This window comes from Aquabacterium sp. CECT 9606 (assembly GCF_918741295.1).
In the GTDB taxonomy this organism is placed as follows: domain Bacteria; phylum Pseudomonadota; class Gammaproteobacteria; order Burkholderiales; family Burkholderiaceae_C; genus Aquabacterium.
The window spans coordinates 858,891-873,596 of the sequence record NZ_CAKKNB010000002.1 but is presented as its reverse complement, the minus strand read 5'-3'; the positions used below and the strand labels follow the sequence as shown (position 1 = coordinate 873,596).

16 protein-coding genes are annotated in these 14,706 nt (G+C 67.1%); 12 read left to right on the top strand and 4 right to left on the bottom strand.

All coding sequences use genetic code 11. The features are described 5' to 3' along the window. Positions 1-39 precede the first annotated feature (39 nt). Positions 40-1,056 carry an AraC family transcriptional regulator gene (locus LQ232_RS11755; RefSeq protein WP_230180501.1) on the top strand — a complete coding sequence of 339 codons (1,017 nt, stop codon included), beginning with the start codon at positions 40-42 and terminating at the stop codon, positions 1,054-1,056. Here LQ232_RS11755 and LQ232_RS11750 read toward each other — a convergent pair. Further along, positions 1,053-1,940 carry an AraC family transcriptional regulator gene (locus LQ232_RS11750; RefSeq protein WP_230180500.1) on the bottom strand — a complete coding sequence of 296 codons (888 nt, stop codon included), beginning with the start codon at positions 1,938-1,940 and terminating at the stop codon, positions 1,053-1,055. The genes LQ232_RS11755 and LQ232_RS11750 overlap by 4 nt on opposite strands. A 184-nt stretch (positions 1,941-2,124) precedes the next feature. On the opposite strand from LQ232_RS11750, the gene LQ232_RS11745 reads away from it, so the two are divergent. From LQ232_RS11745 to LQ232_RS11730, 4 genes are read left to right on the top strand one after another with little or no spacing between them, the layout of a single operon-like run. After that, positions 2,125-2,598, top strand: coding sequence for a (2Fe-2S)-binding protein (locus LQ232_RS11745; protein ID WP_230180499.1), 474 nt, complete (start codon positions 2,125-2,127; stop codon positions 2,596-2,598). 13 nt (positions 2,599-2,611) lie between these two features. After that, positions 2,612-4,852, top strand: coding sequence for a xanthine dehydrogenase family protein molybdopterin-binding subunit (locus LQ232_RS11740; RefSeq protein ID WP_230180498.1), 2,241 nt, complete (start codon positions 2,612-2,614; stop codon positions 4,850-4,852). Between the two features lie 24 nt (positions 4,853-4,876). Beyond that, positions 4,877-5,923 (top strand): XdhC family protein, encoded by a 1,047-nt coding sequence (locus tag LQ232_RS11735; RefSeq protein ID WP_230180497.1) that lies wholly within the window; start codon positions 4,877-4,879, stop codon positions 5,921-5,923. 1 nt (position 5,924) lies between these two features. Next, positions 5,925-6,602, top strand: coding sequence for an NTP transferase domain-containing protein (locus tag LQ232_RS11730; RefSeq protein WP_230180496.1), 678 nt, complete (start codon positions 5,925-5,927; stop codon positions 6,600-6,602). Here LQ232_RS11730 and LQ232_RS11725 read toward each other — a convergent pair. Then, positions 6,585-7,490 (bottom strand): LysR family transcriptional regulator, encoded by a 906-nt coding sequence (locus tag LQ232_RS11725; RefSeq protein ID WP_230180495.1) that lies wholly within the window; start codon positions 7,488-7,490, stop codon positions 6,585-6,587. The genes LQ232_RS11730 and LQ232_RS11725 overlap by 18 nt on opposite strands. Before the next feature lie 66 nt (positions 7,491-7,556). Between LQ232_RS11725 and LQ232_RS11720 the strand changes: the two genes are divergently transcribed. Beyond that, on the top strand, positions 7,557-8,336 hold the full coding sequence (locus LQ232_RS11720; protein WP_230180494.1) for a sulfite exporter TauE/SafE family protein: 780 nt from the start codon (positions 7,557-7,559) through the stop codon (positions 8,334-8,336). An 11-nt stretch (positions 8,337-8,347) separates the two neighbouring features. Here LQ232_RS11720 and LQ232_RS11715 read toward each other — a convergent pair whose 3' ends face one another. Then, positions 8,348-8,848, bottom strand: a complete 501-nt coding sequence (locus LQ232_RS11715) for a flavodoxin family protein (protein ID WP_230180493.1) — start codon at positions 8,846-8,848, stop codon at positions 8,348-8,350. A 73-nt stretch (positions 8,849-8,921) separates the two neighbouring features. Between LQ232_RS11715 and LQ232_RS11710 the strand changes: the two genes are divergently transcribed. The 3 genes from LQ232_RS11710 (at position 8,922) to LQ232_RS11700 (ending at position 11,060) form a co-directional block, all read left to right on the top strand. Continuing rightward, positions 8,922-9,158, top strand: a complete 237-nt coding sequence (locus LQ232_RS11710; protein ID WP_230180492.1) for a hypothetical protein — start codon at positions 8,922-8,924, stop codon at positions 9,156-9,158. A gap of 157 nt (positions 9,159-9,315) precedes the next feature. Continuing rightward, positions 9,316-10,281: a diacylglycerol kinase family protein gene (locus LQ232_RS11705; RefSeq protein ID WP_230180491.1), complete on the top strand. Its 966-nt coding sequence runs from the start codon at positions 9,316-9,318 to the stop codon at positions 10,279-10,281. Further along, positions 10,278-11,060, top strand: coding sequence for a metallophosphoesterase (locus tag LQ232_RS11700; RefSeq protein ID WP_230180490.1), 783 nt, complete (start codon positions 10,278-10,280; stop codon positions 11,058-11,060). The genes LQ232_RS11705 and LQ232_RS11700 overlap by 4 nt, the downstream gene beginning before the upstream one ends. Before the next feature lie 20 nt (positions 11,061-11,080). Here LQ232_RS11700 and LQ232_RS11695 read toward each other — a convergent pair whose 3' ends face one another. Further along, complete coding sequence (locus LQ232_RS11695) at positions 11,081-12,310, bottom strand: lytic murein transglycosylase (RefSeq protein WP_230180489.1); 1,230 nt, start codon at positions 12,308-12,310, stop codon at positions 11,081-11,083. A 45-nt stretch (positions 12,311-12,355) separates the two neighbouring features. Between LQ232_RS11695 and LQ232_RS11690 the strand changes: the two genes are divergently transcribed. The 3 genes from LQ232_RS11690 to LQ232_RS11680 are packed head-to-tail and all read left to right on the top strand — an operon-like array spanning position 12,356 to position 14,571. Further along, a complete protein-coding gene (locus LQ232_RS11690) occupies positions 12,356-13,585 on the top strand; it encodes a helix-turn-helix domain-containing protein (protein WP_230180488.1) in 1,230 nt (409 codons plus the stop codon). Between the two features lie 51 nt (positions 13,586-13,636). Then, positions 13,637-14,314 (top strand): hypothetical protein, encoded by a 678-nt coding sequence (locus LQ232_RS11685; RefSeq protein WP_230180487.1) that lies wholly within the window; start codon positions 13,637-13,639, stop codon positions 14,312-14,314. Further along, complete coding sequence (locus tag LQ232_RS11680) at positions 14,311-14,571, top strand: hypothetical protein (RefSeq protein ID WP_230180732.1); 261 nt, start codon at positions 14,311-14,313, stop codon at positions 14,569-14,571. Before LQ232_RS11685 ends, LQ232_RS11680 begins: the two co-directional genes overlap by 4 nt. The last annotated feature ends 135 nt before the right edge of the window (positions 14,572-14,706 follow it).

Sequence of the window (14,706 nt, the reverse complement as noted above, 5' to 3'; positions counted from 1 at the left end):
CCCCAGACTGCTGCCTACCTTGCCAGCACCCTGTGCCTCATGCGACTTTCCCCGCTCAATTTGAAAATACTGGCCTACGTCCTCGACGTGGAAGGCTTCAACTCCGGTGCCGCCCTGCGGCGGTGTGGCATCGAATCAGCCGACGATCTGCAAGAGGAAGGTGCTTGGGTGCCTTTGGAACTGTTTGACCGCCTGATGGCTGCCGTGATCGAGGAAACCGGCGACACCGCCTTCGGCCTGGTGGCGGGCAAGAGTATCGCGCTGATGCGCTATGGCGTGCTCACACCGCTGGTGCTGGCCACGCCCAGCTTGCGGCAGATACTCGATGACATCCGCCGCTTTGCCGTGCTGGCCCTGGATCGGTCTGAAATCGAGTTGGCGGAAAGCGGGGCCACTGCCCGCCTGTTGGTGCAGCCCGCGGTTCAAAACGGCTTGAGCGGCCACTTCCGCTTGGAGCAGGTGGCCACCAGCTCGATTCAGATGCTGCGTTTCGCGGGCGCCAGCCACGCTGACATCCACCACGTCACTTTTCCGCACACGCCCGCGCCCGAGCATGAACACCGCTATGCAGCCACCTTTGGCCAACGCATGAGCTTTGGTCAAAAGGAATGTGCGATCACCTTCAACGCCGCTTTGCTGGACACGAAGCTGCCCACCCACGACCCCGTCGCCTACATGGCGGCCAGAACACGAGCCGACTCGCAACTGGCCGCTATGAAGGCGGGCTCGGACATGGCGGACACGGTGCGCGCCTGGTTGCTGAGCGCGTTTCCAAAGCAGCCCACCGTGGCGGAAACGGCCGAGCACCTGGGCATGAGCGAGCGCAGCTTTCGCAGGCACCTGAGCACGCTGGACACGACCCACGCCGATCTCTCCCAGGAGTGCCAGCGCCTGACGGCCGAACGCCTGCTGGCCGAGGGCAAGCTGCCCCTCAAGCAGATTGCCGAAGCCTTGGGCTTTTCATCGGTGCACAGTTTTCACCGCGCCTTCAGAAGGTGGTCGGGCCTGACACCATCGGAATGGCGCGAAAGCCGCGGCGCCAAGGCGCAGTCTTAACCGGGCACCCCGTGCCGCAGGCGTTTGACGTCGCGCTGCGGCGGTGCGCCAAACAGGCGGCTGTAATCGCGGCTGAACTGCGAGGCGCTTTCATAGCCCACGCGCGCGGCGGTGGTGCCTGCGTCCAGCGCCTGGTCCAACATCAGGTGCCGGGCCTCTTGCAAGCGCAATTGCTTTTGGTATTGCAAAGGGCTCATGCCTGTGAGGCCGCGGAAATGCTGCCGGAAGGTTGACGGACTCATGTGGGCCGTGGCCGCGAGCTCGTCCATCCGCACATCGTGGCGGAAGTTCTGCTTCAGCCAGGCCATGGCCCGCGCAATCTGGTGACTGGGCGAGCCCGCCGCCAACAGGTGCCGCAGGTAAAGGCCATGCGGCCCAGTCAGCAAGCGCACCATGATCTCTTGCTGGATGAGCGGCGCGAGGTGCGGCATGTGCTGCGGCTCGTTCACCAACTGGACCAACCTGGTCACGGCCTCGAGCATGGGGGCTGGCAAGGTGCTCAGCGAGATCGCGCGAGGTGCCGGCTCCCGGGACAAAGGGGTCAGATCCATCTCGGAGGCCAACTGCAACAGCGCTCTCGCATCCAGCGTCAGCAACAGGCCCAGGTAAGGCTGGGCCAGGCTGGCGTGGGTCACGTGGGCCACCACGGGCAGGTCCACCGTGGTCAACAAGGACTGGCCCGGGCCGTAGGCAAACACCTGGTCGCCAAAAGCCACTTGTTTGCTGCCCTGCGCCGGGATGGCCAAACCCAAGGCGTAGAAACAGGCCAGGGGTTCGGTTTTCACACTGCTGCGGTAGACCGACAACGACGCGATGCCGGTGGGGTGACTGCCATCGGTTTGGGCAATCTGGCCCAGCGCATGGGCCAGGGCTTCAACGGTCATGACCAGCCTTTCAGGAACGTTGTATTTATGCGGTTCTTTCTGACAGCGCACTGTACAGCCGCCCCCTTGGGGGGCGCCCCGCCTTGGCGAAGACTCGTTGAAAAAGGCAACACAAGCACCAAAAACGGCAAGCCCATGCCGGGTCAGGCATGCACACTGAGCCACCTTAAGGAGAGAGGACCCCATGAGCACGCTCAACGTCAACGGCCAGACACACAAGGTCGACACCGACCCTGGCACCCCCATCCTCTGGGCCCTGCGCGACACGCTGGGCATGACCGGCACCAAGTTCGGTTGTGGCGCGGCCTTGTGTGGCGCCTGCACCGTGCACCTGGATGGCGAGGCGGTCCGCTCGTGCATCACCCCCATCTCTGCCGCCGAGGGCAAGAAGATCATCACCATCGAGGCCACGACCGATGGCCGCGACCGCGTGGGCTCGGCCGTGCACGCGGCCTGGGTCAAGCACGATGTGGCGCAGTGCGGCTACTGCCAGAGTGGTCAGATCATGAGCGCCACCGCCTTCCTCAAATCCTTGGCCCCTGGCAAGCAGCCCACGCCCGCCGAGATCGATGCGGCCATGGCCGGCAACATCTGCCGCTGTGGCACCTATGCCCGCATCCGCGCCGCGGTGGCCGACGCCGCCCGCACCCTGGCTTGAAGGAGCTGCCGCCATGTTGAACCACCTCGATCACCCAGACATGCCCCGTGCCCTGCAGCACATGCTGGCCCGCAGCCAACCCAACGCCCACGCGGCCACCATGCCGCGCCGCAGCTTCCTGAAGCTGGCGGGCGTGAGTGGCCTGGCGCTGGGTGCTTTTCCCCACCTGGCCTTGGCCCAAGGGGCCAGCGCAGACAGCGCCCTCAAGCCCACCCAACAGCCCTCGGCCTTTGTGCAGATCGCGCCCAATGGCGAGGTCACCGTCACCATCAACCGGCTGGAGTTTGGGCAAGGCGTGCAAACGGCCCTGCCCATGATCCTGGCTGAAGAACTCGATGCCGACTGGAGCCTGGTGCGCAGCCGCCATGGCAGCAGTGACCCGGCCTATGTCGACCCGATGTGGGGCATCCACCTGACCGGTGGCTCCAACTCCATCAAGCACAGCTTCACGCAATACCGCGAGCTGGGTGCGCGAGCGCGGGCCATGCTGCTCAGCGCTGCCGCCACGCGCTGGCATGTGGACGTGGCCACCCTGCGCACGCAATCGGGCACCGTGATCGGCCCCGGCGGGCTCAAGCTGGGCTATGGCGAGTTGGCCGAGGCCGCCATGGCCCTGCCCGTGCCCGAGAAGGTCGTGCTGAAAGACCCCAAGGACTTCCGCCTCATCGGCCAACCCACCAACCGCCTGGACGCCAAGGCCAAGAGCAGTGGCCGCCAGGATTTTGGCATCGACACGCACCTGCCTGGCCAACTGACGGCCGTGGTGGCGCACCCGCCCGTGTTCGGCGCCCGCATCGCTTCGCTGGACGACAGCGCCGCCCGGGCCATCAAAGGCGTGAAGGCCGTGTTGCGCGTGCCGCTGGACCGGGGCGCCGAAGGCGTGGCCGTGGTGGCCGATGGCTATTGGCCCGCCAAGCTGGGGCGCGATGCGCTCAAGGTGCAGTGGGACAGCGCCAAGTTGGAAAAGGTCGACAGCGAGAAACAGCTGGCCCAGTACCGCGAGCTGGCCAAGCAGCCCGGCCCGCGCCAGTTTGACGCGGACATGGCGCCCTTGGCCACCGCGCCCAAGCGCATCGATGCGGAGTTCATCTTCCCCTACCTGGCGCACGCGCCCATGGAGCCTTTGAACTGCACGGTGCAGTTGTCCGAGGGCAAAGCGGATTTGTGGATTGGCACCCAGTTCCCCGGCGTGGATGGTGCCGCCGCGGCGCGCGTGCTGGGCCTCAAGCCCGAGCAAGTAAGCATGCACGTGCAGATGGCCGGCGGTGGCTTTGGCCGACGCGCCGTGGGCAGCAGCGACTACGTGGTAGAGGCTTGCGAGATCGCCAAGGCGGCCCGTGGTGCCGGGTTGAACGTGCCCGTGCGCATGGTCTGGAGCCGCGAAGACGACATCAAGGGCGGCTACTACCGCCCCATGCACCTGCACCGCGCCCGCATCGGCTTCGATGCGCGCGGCCGAGTGCTGGCCTGGGACCACGTCCTGGTCGGCCAGTCCATCACCGCAGGCACGCCCTTTGAAGGCGGCATGGTCAAGAACGGCATCGACGCCACCGCCGTTGAAGGCATGCGCGATCCCTATGCCCTGCCCATGCGCCTGACGGTTCACCACCCCAAGGTCAACGTGCCGGTGCTGTGGTGGCGCAGCGTGGGCTCCACGCACACGGCCTTCGTGATGGAGACCCTGATCGACGAGATCGCCCGGGCCACCAAACAAGACCCGGTGGCCTACCGCCTGGCGCTCTTCGGCGACAAGCACCCGCGCCACCGCGCCGCCTTGCAACTGGCCGTGGACAAGAGCGGCTATGGCAAGAAGCGCTTGCCCGCGGGCCGCGCCTGGGGCGTGGCGGTGCACGAGTCTTTTGAGTCCGTGGTGGCCTACGTGGTCGAGGCCTCGGCCAAGAAGGGCACCCCTGTGCTGCACCGCGTGACAGCGGGCGTGCACTGCAATCTGGTCGTGAACCCGCGCACCGTGGAAGCGCAAGTGCAAGGCGCCGCGCTGATGGGCTTGTCCATGTGCCTGCCAGGCGCCGCCATCACCCTGAAGGATGGCGAGGTGCAGCAAAGCAACTTTGGCGACTTCGCGGTGCCCCGCATCACCGACATGCCCGAGGTGGCCGTGCACACCGTGCCCAGCGCCGATCCGCCCACCGGCATGGGCGAACCGGGCCTGCCCCCCTTGGCACCGGCCTTCGCCAACGCCATTGCCAAGCTCACTGGCAAGCCGGTACGCCAATTGCCCTTCAACCTGGCTTGATCCACACCTGAAGGAAGCCCACCCATGGAAGACCTCGACACCCTGGTCTTGCAGACCGCGCTCCGTTGGCACACCGCCGACCTGCCGGTGGTGCTGGTCACCGTGGCGCGCACCTGGGGTTCTTCGCCCAGGCCGCCCGGCTCGCTCATGGCCATCAATGGCCGGGGTGAGGTCGTGGGCTCCGTCTCGGGGGGGTGCATTGAAGACGACCTGATTCACCGCATCCGCGAAGGCGGCGTGCAAGCGGCCTGTGCCACCGAGGCCCCCGCCGTGCTGCGCTATGGCATCTCGGCCGATGAAGCCCACCGCTTCGGCCTGCCCTGCGGCGGCACGGTCGAGCTGGTGCTGGAACGGGTGGCCGCGCACAGCCGCCTGGAGGCGCTGCTGCAGGCCTGCCAGCAACGCCAGGGCACCGAGCGCGTGCTCGACCTGCGCACGGGCCATGTCACCTTGCACCCGGTGCAACGGGATGGCCGGCGCGATGGCGTGCCCCGGCTCACCGACACCCAGCTCACCACCTGCCTGGGCCCCCAGAACCGCCTGATCGTGATCGGTGCCGGCGACCTGTCGCGCTTCTTGTGCCAGATGGCCTTGAGCCTGGGCTTCGAGGTGATCGTGTGCGACCCGCGCGAAGAGCACCGCGCCAACTGGGGCCTGGCTGGCGTCGAGATCAGCCACGAGATGCCCGATGACCTGATCCTGCGGCTGCGCCCGGACGCGCGCACCGCCGTGGTCGCGCTCACGCACGACCCCAAGCTGGACGACCTGGCCCTGATCGATGCCCTGCAGTCCGAGGCCTTCTACGTGGGCGCCATTGGCTCGCGCCGCAACAGCACGCTGCGCCGCGAGCGCCTGCGCGAGCATTTCGAGGTGCCGGAGTCGGCGCTGGAAACCTTGCACGGCCCCGCTGGCCTGTACATCGGCAGCAAGACGCCGGCCGAGATCGCCCTGTCGATCATGGCCGAGGTGGTGGCCGTGAAAAACGGCATCCACCGCCCGGTGCCCGCGCCCGTGGCCGTGGGCAAGCACTTGCACAACGCCGCCTTGACGGCACCCAGTTGCCTGGCCTGAGATGAGCACACCCGCCGTGCCCCTGGCGGCCACCATCCTGGCCGCAGGGCTGGGCAGCCGGCTTGGCCACCGCCCCAAATCGGCGCTGCTGGTGGGCGGCACCAGCGTGCTGGAAAGGCTGGTGGGCGCATTGCGAGGTGCAGGGCTTCAAGCCATGAGCGTGGTCATCGGGCCTTACGCCGAGACCTTGCTGCCCATCATCCACCGCTGCGCTGCCCGGCCCCTGCAACAAGGCCAGGCCATCAGCACCTTGGTGGACTCACAACGGCTGGCCTTGCAGACCCACCTGGACCAAGGCGATGGCAGCGACCTGTTGATCGTGCTGGCCGACTTGCCTTGCTTGAACCACACGCACATCCTGCCCCTGCTGAAGGCCTGGCAGCAGCGCGACGCCCAAATCCATGCGCAAATGCCCCTCGTCAACGGCGTGCGCGGCCACCCGCTGATCCTCACCGCCCATGCCGCGCGGCAGGTGCTGGCCACGCCCCCTCACCTGGGCATCCGCGACTGGCTGGCGCGGCATCCCGAGCTGGTGCAAACGGTGGCCACCAGCGAGCAAGCCCATGTGCGAGACCTGGACACGCCCAATGATCTGGCGGCCCTGCAGGCCGACTGCCAACCCCTGCCCGTGTGCTGGCCTGCGCCCTGGGATCGGGCGGACTCACCAAGCCGGGTTTGAGGCCGCGTCAAAACGGTCCACCAGAAAATCCAGAAAGACGCGCACCTTGGCCGACAGGTGATGCCGCTGGGGATAGATGGCGTGGATGTCGGCCATCTCGCCCACCCAGGGCGCCAGGATGCGAGACAGGCGGCCACTGCGCAGGTAGGCGGCCACGTCCCACTCGGACCGCAGCACGATGCCATGGCCGGCCAACGCCCAATCCACGGCCACCTCGCCATGGTTGGTGCTCAAGGGGCCGCGCACCTTCACCATCACCTTGCTCTGCCCATCGGTGAGTTGCCAGTTGTTGAAGGTGGCCGTGTTTTCGCGGATGACGATACAGCGGTGCTGGGCCAGCGCCTGCGGCTCGGCGGGTGTGCCGAACTCGGTCAGGTAATGCGGTGAGGCGCACAGCCAGCGCCGGTTGCTGGCCACGCGCCGCGCCAGCACCCGGGCATCGGGCGGCGTGCCGAACTGGATGCCCACATCGATCGCGTGCTCGGTCAGGTCCAGGGGGTGGTCCGTCAAGGTCAGGATCACCTCCACCTGCGGACAGCGCAAGGCGAAGTCCGAGATGGCTGGTGCCAGGTGGCGCCGCCCGAACCCGAAGGTGGCGTTGACCCGCAGCACGCCTTTGGGGGTCTGGCGGTCGGCCAGGAGCGATTCTTCCAACCCTTCCAGATCGCGCAGGATCTGCTCGCCTTCTTGCAGGTAGCGCTGGCCTTCGGCAGTGAGGCTGAGGCGGCGCGTGGTGCGGTTGAGCAGCTTCAAGCCCAGGCGTTTTTCAAGGGCGGCCAGCCGGCGGCTGACGTTGGGCGGCGTGATGCCCATGTCCTGCGCGGCCGCGGCCAGGCTGGGCTGGCGCGCCAACGCCACGAAAAAGGCCAGGTCAGAGACAGTGTTCATTCGTGCGTCTGCCGCAATGATGAAGTGCGATCAAGTCGATTGTATGAATCTTTTCGCATCAATAACATGCAAGGCATGCTGGACCCTGCCCACCTGCTCATGGCTTTGTTGATCGGCGCCAGCCTCGGCTTCGTGGGCGGCGTCTTCGGCATCGGCGGGGGCATCGTCGCCGTGCCTTTGCTGGTGCTGGGCTTTGGCCTGGACCAGCCCATTGCGCAGGGCACGGCCCTGGTGCTGATGGCGCCCAATCTGCTGGTGGGCTGGTGGCGCTACCACCAGCGTCACCCCATGGGCTGGCGGGCCATCGCCGCCATTGCCCTGTCGGCCGCGCTGACCACCTGGCTGATCGCCCACATGGCCACGCGGATGGATCCGCAGGTGTTGCGGGCAATCTTCAGCGTCTTCATGGTGCTGCTGGCCTTGCGCTTGCTGCGCACCGCCCAGCAGCCCCAAACCCCGCAAGCTGAGCGCCGCCTGGACCTGCGCGTGCTGCCATTGGTCGGCCTGGTGGGCGGTTGCAGCATGGGGCCGCTCGGCATCGGCGGCGGCCTCATGGCCGGGCCCCTGCTGTCTGGTTGGCTGGGCCAGCGCCAGACCACGGCGCAGGGCCTGTCCCTGGCCTTGGTGGCCCCCAGCTCGGTCGTGGCTCTGGCCACCTACGCGAGCGCCCACCAAGTCGATTGGGCCTGGGGCGTGCCCCTGGCGCTCGGAGGCGTGCTGACCGTGTCGGCCGGCGTGGCGCTGGCGCACCGCCTGCCCGAAAAGCCCATGCGGTGGTCGTTCGCGGTCATCCTGATGGCCACCGCGCTGTGGCTGGCCGTGGGCCCGCAGGCTGCGGCGCGGTGAGCAAGCCTGGCTTAGAACACGCCCAGCGCCAACCCCGCCGCCATCGCTTCGCCCAAGACCCGACAGCGTTCCAGCTCTTCATTGCCAAGGTGCTTGGCCGCCAGGATGGCCGCCATGGTTTGCGCCCGCGTGCACACGATCAAGGGCTCGGCGATGGGCTTGAGCCGCCAACCCGTGGCGATGCGCTCGATCTGCCGGGCGGCATTGTGCCCATCGCTGCCGGCACAGACCAGGCTGGCGTACGGCCGGCCACCCACGTGGTCCAGCACGGCGTAATAGCTGCGGTCAAAGAAATCCTTGAGCTGCCCGCTCATGGCCGCGAGGTTCTCGGGCGTGGCAAAGATGAGGCCGTCTGCCGCGAGCACATCGTCAGGCCCCGCCTCGCTGGCATGCCGCAATTGCACCTCAACGCCCGTTTGCGCGGCCGCCCCCGAGCACGCCGCTTCGGCCATCTGGCGCGTGCCACCGGTCATCGAGTGGTAGACGATCAACAGGGACTTGGGCTGGCTCATGCGGTCAGCATAGACCAGCGCCGGCCATGGCGAGCCGATACACTGCCCGACGGCGACATGCGAGAGAACGCACATGAAAACTTACGACATCGAAATACAACGCTTGAAATCAGCGAAGCACTACAACGGCCTGATCGAAATCGGTGTCGATGCCCTGGTGCAGGCCCGGCCCGCGCGCGACGAGCACACCGGCACCACCTGCCTGTCCCTGCCCGTGGACGACGCACGCACTTTGCTGATCCTGCTCAAGCAGCAGATCACCGAACTGGACAAATTGCAGCCGCGCAGCCGGCGCTCGGGGCGGTGCTGAGCATCCTTTGAAAACCCGGCCAAGGTGAGCCCGGCCGCCGCGTGACGATCTGTTTGTCGGACTGAGCCTACGCGGTGGGTGGGCACCGGCTGGTGGCGCCCGCGCCCGGCCCTCGACACCATGGAGGCTTCAACAGCCGTCCATGAAAGCGCCGAGCATGCCCACCAGCAACGCCGTTGCCGCAGCAGCCGATCACCTGCCCTGGTCCCTGACCGCACCCTTGTTCGTGGTGCTGAACAGTGGCTCCGGCCACGTGGAGGCCCAAGAGCGTGTGGACACCGTCAAGCGTGTGTTCCAGGCAGCGGGCCGGCGGCACGAGTTGCTGGAAGTGAGCGACCCCAAGAAACTGCCTCAGGCCATTTCACGGGCCATCGAGCTGGCAAAGCAGCACCACGGCGCCGTGGTCGCGGCCGGTGGCGACGGCACCATCAATGCGGTGGTGCAACAGGTGCTGCCCACGGGCCTGCCGCTGGGCATCCTGCCTCAGGGCACCTTCAACTACTTTGGCCGCCACCATGGCGTGTCGTCAGACATTGAAGAAGCCGCCAGCTCCTTGTTGACGGCCCAGCTCAAGCCGGTGCAAGTGGGCCTGATCAACGAGCAGGCCTTCATCGTCAATGCCAGCATGGGCCTGTACCCCACTTTGCTGCAAGACCGCGAGGTGTTCAAACAGCGCTTCGGGCGCAGTCGGGTCGTCGCCCTGTTCGCGAGCCTGGCCACCATGCTGAGAGACCACCGGGATTGGGTCATCAAACTGACCTTGGACGACACCACCCACACCATCGTCACCCCCACCTTGTTCGTGGGCAATAACCCGCTGCAGATGGCGCAGATCGGCATCCCCGAAGCGCCCGCCCTGCAAGAGGGGCAGCTCGTGGCCATTGCGGTCAAGCCGGTGGGCAAGCTGGCCATGCTGGGTTTGCTCTTGCGCGGCGCCTTGGGCCAACTGGGTGACGCCGACAAGGTGTCCAGCTTCGCGTTCACCAGTTTGACCGTGTCACCCCGGCGCCCTCACCGCCCCAAGCGCCTGAAAGTGGCCACCGATGGCGAGGTGATCTGGATGGACGCGCCCCTGCACTTTCGGCCTTCACCCCAACCCTTGCAACTGCTGGTGCCCACGTGAGTGTCCTGCTGCAGATCTCGGACCCGCATTTCGGGACTGAGCAAGCGCCCGTGATGGCCGCCTTGTTGAGGCTGGCCCGGGCGCAGCAGCCCGACATCGTGGTCTGGTCGGGCGACATCACCCAGCGGGCCCGGCGCTCGCAGTTCGCCGCGGCGCGCCGCTTTGCCGATGAGATCAAGGCCCCTCACCGCCTGGTCATTCCTGGCAACCACGACATCCCCTTGTTCAACCTGGCCGCCCGGTTGCTGGCGCCTTACGGCAACTTCCGCCGCGCATTCGGCCACGAACTGGAGCCGTGCATTTCAACCTCGCAGTGGCTGGTGATCGGGGTCAACACCACGCGGCCCTGGCGCCACAAGGATGGTGCGGTGTCGGCCAAGCAGATCGAGCGGGTGAGCACCCGCCTGAGCTCGGCGGCGCCTGGCCAGACCAAGGTGGTGGTGGTGCACCAACCGCTGTGCGTGACGCTGGACAAGGACCGCAAGAACCTGTTGAACGGACACGAAGCCGCTTTGTCGCAATGGGGCCAAGCGGGTGTCGACCTGATTCTGGGTGGCCACATCCACCTGCCTTATGTGGTCGCTCAACAAGCCATGTGCGGCCGCGCGATGCATGCCTTCCGGGTGGTGCAGGCGGGCACGGCTTTGTCATCCCGGGTGCGGGGCGGGCAGGCCAACTCGGTCAACCTGATCAGGCACCCGGGCGTGCCAGGGCAGTCAGCGGTGGTCGAGCGCTGGGATTGCCACGTGGGGCAAGCGGACTTCACTCAGGTTGCTTGAGCGGCCACGGCCACTTGGTATCACTGGCCTTGTTGAAGGCGCCTCAACAGGTCGGCGGTGGGATACCCATCTTCCGGCAGGCCAACACTGCGCTGAAACGCCCGCAAGGCCTTGCGTGTGGCCGGGCCCATCTGGCCATCGGGCGCGCCGCTGTCAAAGCCGCGTTGGTTCAAGGCCGTTTGCAAGGCGATCATGTCGCCCCGGCTCAAAGCGCGAAGGTCCACAGGCCACGGGGCCTGCACACCCGGCCCGCCACCGATGCGTTGCGCCAGCAGGCACACGGTGAGCGCATAGCTGGTCGAGTTGTTGTAGCGCAGGATGGTGCGGTAGTTGCGCCCCACGATGAAAGCCGGACCCCGCGCGCCTGCAGGCAAGAGGATGGAGGCGTCGGCCAGCGTTGGCCATGGCGCATCACCCATGGCCTTCACGCCTTCAGCGGCCCATTGCGCCGAGCTTTGCAGCACCGAAGGGTCGGCACGGGCGGGGTCAAACCCCGCGGGCAATTGGACCTCCAGGCCCCATGGCTCATCAGCCCGCCAGCCCGACTTGGCCAGGTAGTTGGCGGTGGACGCCAGCACATCGGCCATGCTGCCCCAGATGTCGCGGCGCCCGTCGCCATCGGCATCCACGGCGTAAGCCAGGTAAGACGAAGGCATGAACTGCGTCTGCCCCATGGCCCCGGCCCATGAGCCGATCATGCGGGCCCGGTCGATGTCGCCTTGCTGAAGGATCTTGAGTGCCGCCAGCAACTCGCCCCGCGCCCAGGCCTCGCGCCGGCCCTCGAAGCCCAGCGTGGCCAAGGCATCAATGACCGGCACATCACCATAGTTGGTGCCATAGTTGCTTTCAATGCCCCACACGGCCATCAGGATGGGGCCGGGTACCCCATGGCGCGTGGTGGCGGCCTCGGTCTCCAGCCGCAACTCCTGCAGCTTTTGCTGGCCCATGGCCACGCGCTGCGGCGACACCACGGCATCCAGGTAGTCCCACAAGGTGCGGGTGAACTCAGGCTGGGCGCGGTCCGCTTCGACCGCCCGCTGCCGAAGCTGCACCCCATCCAGCGCGCTGTTCAGCGTAACCTCGTCAATGCCCGCCGCGCGTGCGGTTTCGCGGAAGTTGGACACCCATTGCGCGAACCGCTGTTCGACCGGCACGTCGTTGTTCAAGGGCGTGGAAGGCCCCGAGGCGCAGCCAGACAGGACGGCCAGCGCCAGCATGGCTGACCTGAGGTGATAAGTTCGGGATGGCATGAGAACTCCAGAATACATGCCAGTCTACTGAACCATGACGCCCCTATGGACTCCCTGATCGCCGCGGCAGCGCGGGCCCTCGCAGCGGGTGATGCGCTCGGTGCCCTCAAACGCGTGGCCCTGCGCGACGATCCGCCAGCGCTGGCCTTGCGCGGCATCGCCATGGCGCAACTGGGCGAACACCGCCGCGCCCGCGAACTGCTGCGGCTTGCCGCCCGGGGCTTTGGTGCCAAGGAGGAACTGGCACGTGCGCGTTGTGTCGTGGCCGAAGCCGAAGTGGCCTTGGCCATGCGTGATCTCAGCGGCCCGCCCAATGCGTTGCGCGCCCTGTCAGCGGCCACCACCACCTTGGCGGCACGTGCCGACCACGCCAATGCGCTGCAAGCCCGATTGATCACCGTGCGTCGGCTGTTGTTGCTCGGCCAACTCGACAAGGCCAAGGACGCCCTGAGCCAGATCAATGCGCAGGGCATGCCGCCGGCGCTGGCCGCAGTGGCTTTCTTGGCCCAGGCCGAATTGGCGCTGCGCTTACTGGACATCGCGCCGGCCCAAGCCGCACTGGTCCGCGCCCGGGACGCGGCTGCGCACGCGGGCGTGCCCGCCTTGCAAGCGGAAGTGGCCGAAGCCCAGACCGCCTTGGAACGCCCTGCCGCCCGGCGCTTGCGGCACGATTGCGAACAACCGCTGCGCCTGGCCGAGGTGGCGGCCTTGATCGACTCGAATGCCCTGATCCTGGACGCCTGCCGCCGTGGGCTTCGCGCAGGCCAGGCCTGGTTGCCGCTGACAGGCCGGCCGGTGCTGTTCGCCCTGGCGCGCTTGCTCGCCGAGGCTTGGCCGGTCGACGTTGACCGCGCCACCTTGATCGCCCACGCGTTTCGCACTCGCCACCCAGATGAGACGCACCGGGCCCGCCTGCGGGTGGAGATGGGCCGCCTGCGCGCTTCGTTGGCCGGGCTGGCAGGCATCCAGGCCACCGCCAAGGGCTTCATCCTCCAACCCTGTGATGAGCGCCCCGTTGTGGTCCTGGCGCCGCCCATCGACGGCGAGCAAGCTTCTTTGGTGGCACTGCTTTCCGACGGCGCCGCCTGGTCCACTTCTGCCCTGGCACTGGCCTTGGGCGCCAGCCAACGCACCGTGCAGCGCGCGCTCGCCGAGCTGGAGACCGCCGGGCAAGCGCGGGCCATCGGGCAGGCTCGCGCACGCCGCTGGTTGTCGCCGCCACTGGCCGGATTCACGACAATCTTGTTACTCCCTGCCGCGCTGTCGCTTGAGTAGAGTGGCCTCCATCGCGCTGCTTTCTTCAAGCGCACCACCAGGAGCCCCAAGATGACCACCAAGACCACCCAGCCCGCGGCCACTGAAGCCCAGATCGTGCGCGAGTACGGCCCTTTCGCCGCCAGTGAACGCATCCATGGCGTCACGCACGACGGCCAGCGCGTGTGGGCCGCCACCGGCGACAAGCTGCTCGCCTTCGATCCTGAGAGCGGCGAACCCACGCGCAGCCTGGAGCTCGCCTGCGATGCCGGCACCGCCTTCGACGGCACACACCTCTATCAAATCGCCGAGACCCGCATCGACAAGATCGACCCGGCCACAGGCCAGATCGTGGCCTCCATCCCCGCCCCCGGCAGTGGCAGTGACTCGGGCCTGACCTGGGCCGAAGGCAGCTTGTGGGTGGGGCAATACCGCGATCGCAAGATCCACCAGGTTGACCCGCACACCGGCAAGGTCCTGCGCACCATCGGGTCCAACCGCTTTGTCACCGGCGTGACCTGGGTGGACGGCGACCTGTGGCACGGCACCTGGGAAGGTGACGAAAGCGAGCTGCGCCGCATCAACCCGCAGAGCGGCGCGGTGCTGGAGCGGCTGGCGATGCCCAGTGGCACGGGGGTCAGCGGGCTGGAGTCTGATGGGGCGGGGTTGTTTTATTGCGGCGGTGGGCCAAGCGGCAAAGTGCGCGCTGTGCGGCGGCCCCAAAGAGCGGCGGCAAGCAACGGATCGTGATCAGGCTACTTGGCGAATGCGCCAGTGCACCACTGCTGTTCGCATGGCACACCATCGTGGTTGCCATCCATTTCAGCGCCTGGCAGTGGTTGATGAACCAGGTCGCCTCTTTGCAAGAAGTCATTTGCGAGCAGTGGGTTCGACCATCGCAGCGAAACTCGCTGGCAGCGGCCTCCTTGTCCCCCAGCGGCATGGGCTGGTCTGGTGCGGGCGCCGCAACAGCCGGCATGCGCTCAAGCTCTGCGCGGTGCGAGTAGCCCTTGTACTGCTTGATGCCATACGCGCCCAGCGCCATGAACAGCACCATGGCGATGGCCTTGCCTGCCAGACCCTGGCCACCACCGGCGCCGGGGCGAGTGGGCCGCTTGGGCAGCCCCTTTTGGATGCCCACG

Coding starts and splice junctions, on each gene's coding strand:
- LQ232_RS11755 (WP_230180501.1), top strand. CDS start 40: ATGCGACTTTCCCCGCTCAATTTGAAAATACTGGCCTACGTCCTCGAC.
- LQ232_RS11750 (WP_230180500.1), bottom strand. CDS start 1,940: ATGACCGTTGAAGCCCTGGCCCATGCGCTGGGCCAGATTGCCCAAACC.
- LQ232_RS11745 (WP_230180499.1), top strand. CDS start 2,125: ATGAGCACGCTCAACGTCAACGGCCAGACACACAAGGTCGACACCGAC.
- LQ232_RS11740 (WP_230180498.1), top strand. CDS start 2,612: ATGTTGAACCACCTCGATCACCCAGACATGCCCCGTGCCCTGCAGCAC.
- LQ232_RS11735 (WP_230180497.1), top strand. CDS start 4,877: ATGGAAGACCTCGACACCCTGGTCTTGCAGACCGCGCTCCGTTGGCAC.
- LQ232_RS11730 (WP_230180496.1), top strand. CDS start 5,925: ATGAGCACACCCGCCGTGCCCCTGGCGGCCACCATCCTGGCCGCAGGG.
- LQ232_RS11725 (WP_230180495.1), bottom strand. CDS start 7,490: ATGAACACTGTCTCTGACCTGGCCTTTTTCGTGGCGTTGGCGCGCCAG.
- LQ232_RS11720 (WP_230180494.1), top strand. CDS start 7,557: ATGCAAGGCATGCTGGACCCTGCCCACCTGCTCATGGCTTTGTTGATC.
- LQ232_RS11715 (WP_230180493.1), bottom strand. CDS start 8,848: ATGAGCCAGCCCAAGTCCCTGTTGATCGTCTACCACTCGATGACCGGT.
- LQ232_RS11710 (WP_230180492.1), top strand. CDS start 8,922: ATGAAAACTTACGACATCGAAATACAACGCTTGAAATCAGCGAAGCAC.
- LQ232_RS11705 (WP_230180491.1), top strand. CDS start 9,316: ATGCCCACCAGCAACGCCGTTGCCGCAGCAGCCGATCACCTGCCCTGG.
- LQ232_RS11695 (WP_230180489.1), bottom strand. CDS start 12,310: ATGCCATCCCGAACTTATCACCTCAGGTCAGCCATGCTGGCGCTGGCC.
- LQ232_RS11690 (WP_230180488.1), top strand. CDS start 12,356: ATGGACTCCCTGATCGCCGCGGCAGCGCGGGCCCTCGCAGCGGGTGAT.
- LQ232_RS11685 (WP_230180487.1), top strand. CDS start 13,637: ATGACCACCAAGACCACCCAGCCCGCGGCCACTGAAGCCCAGATCGTG.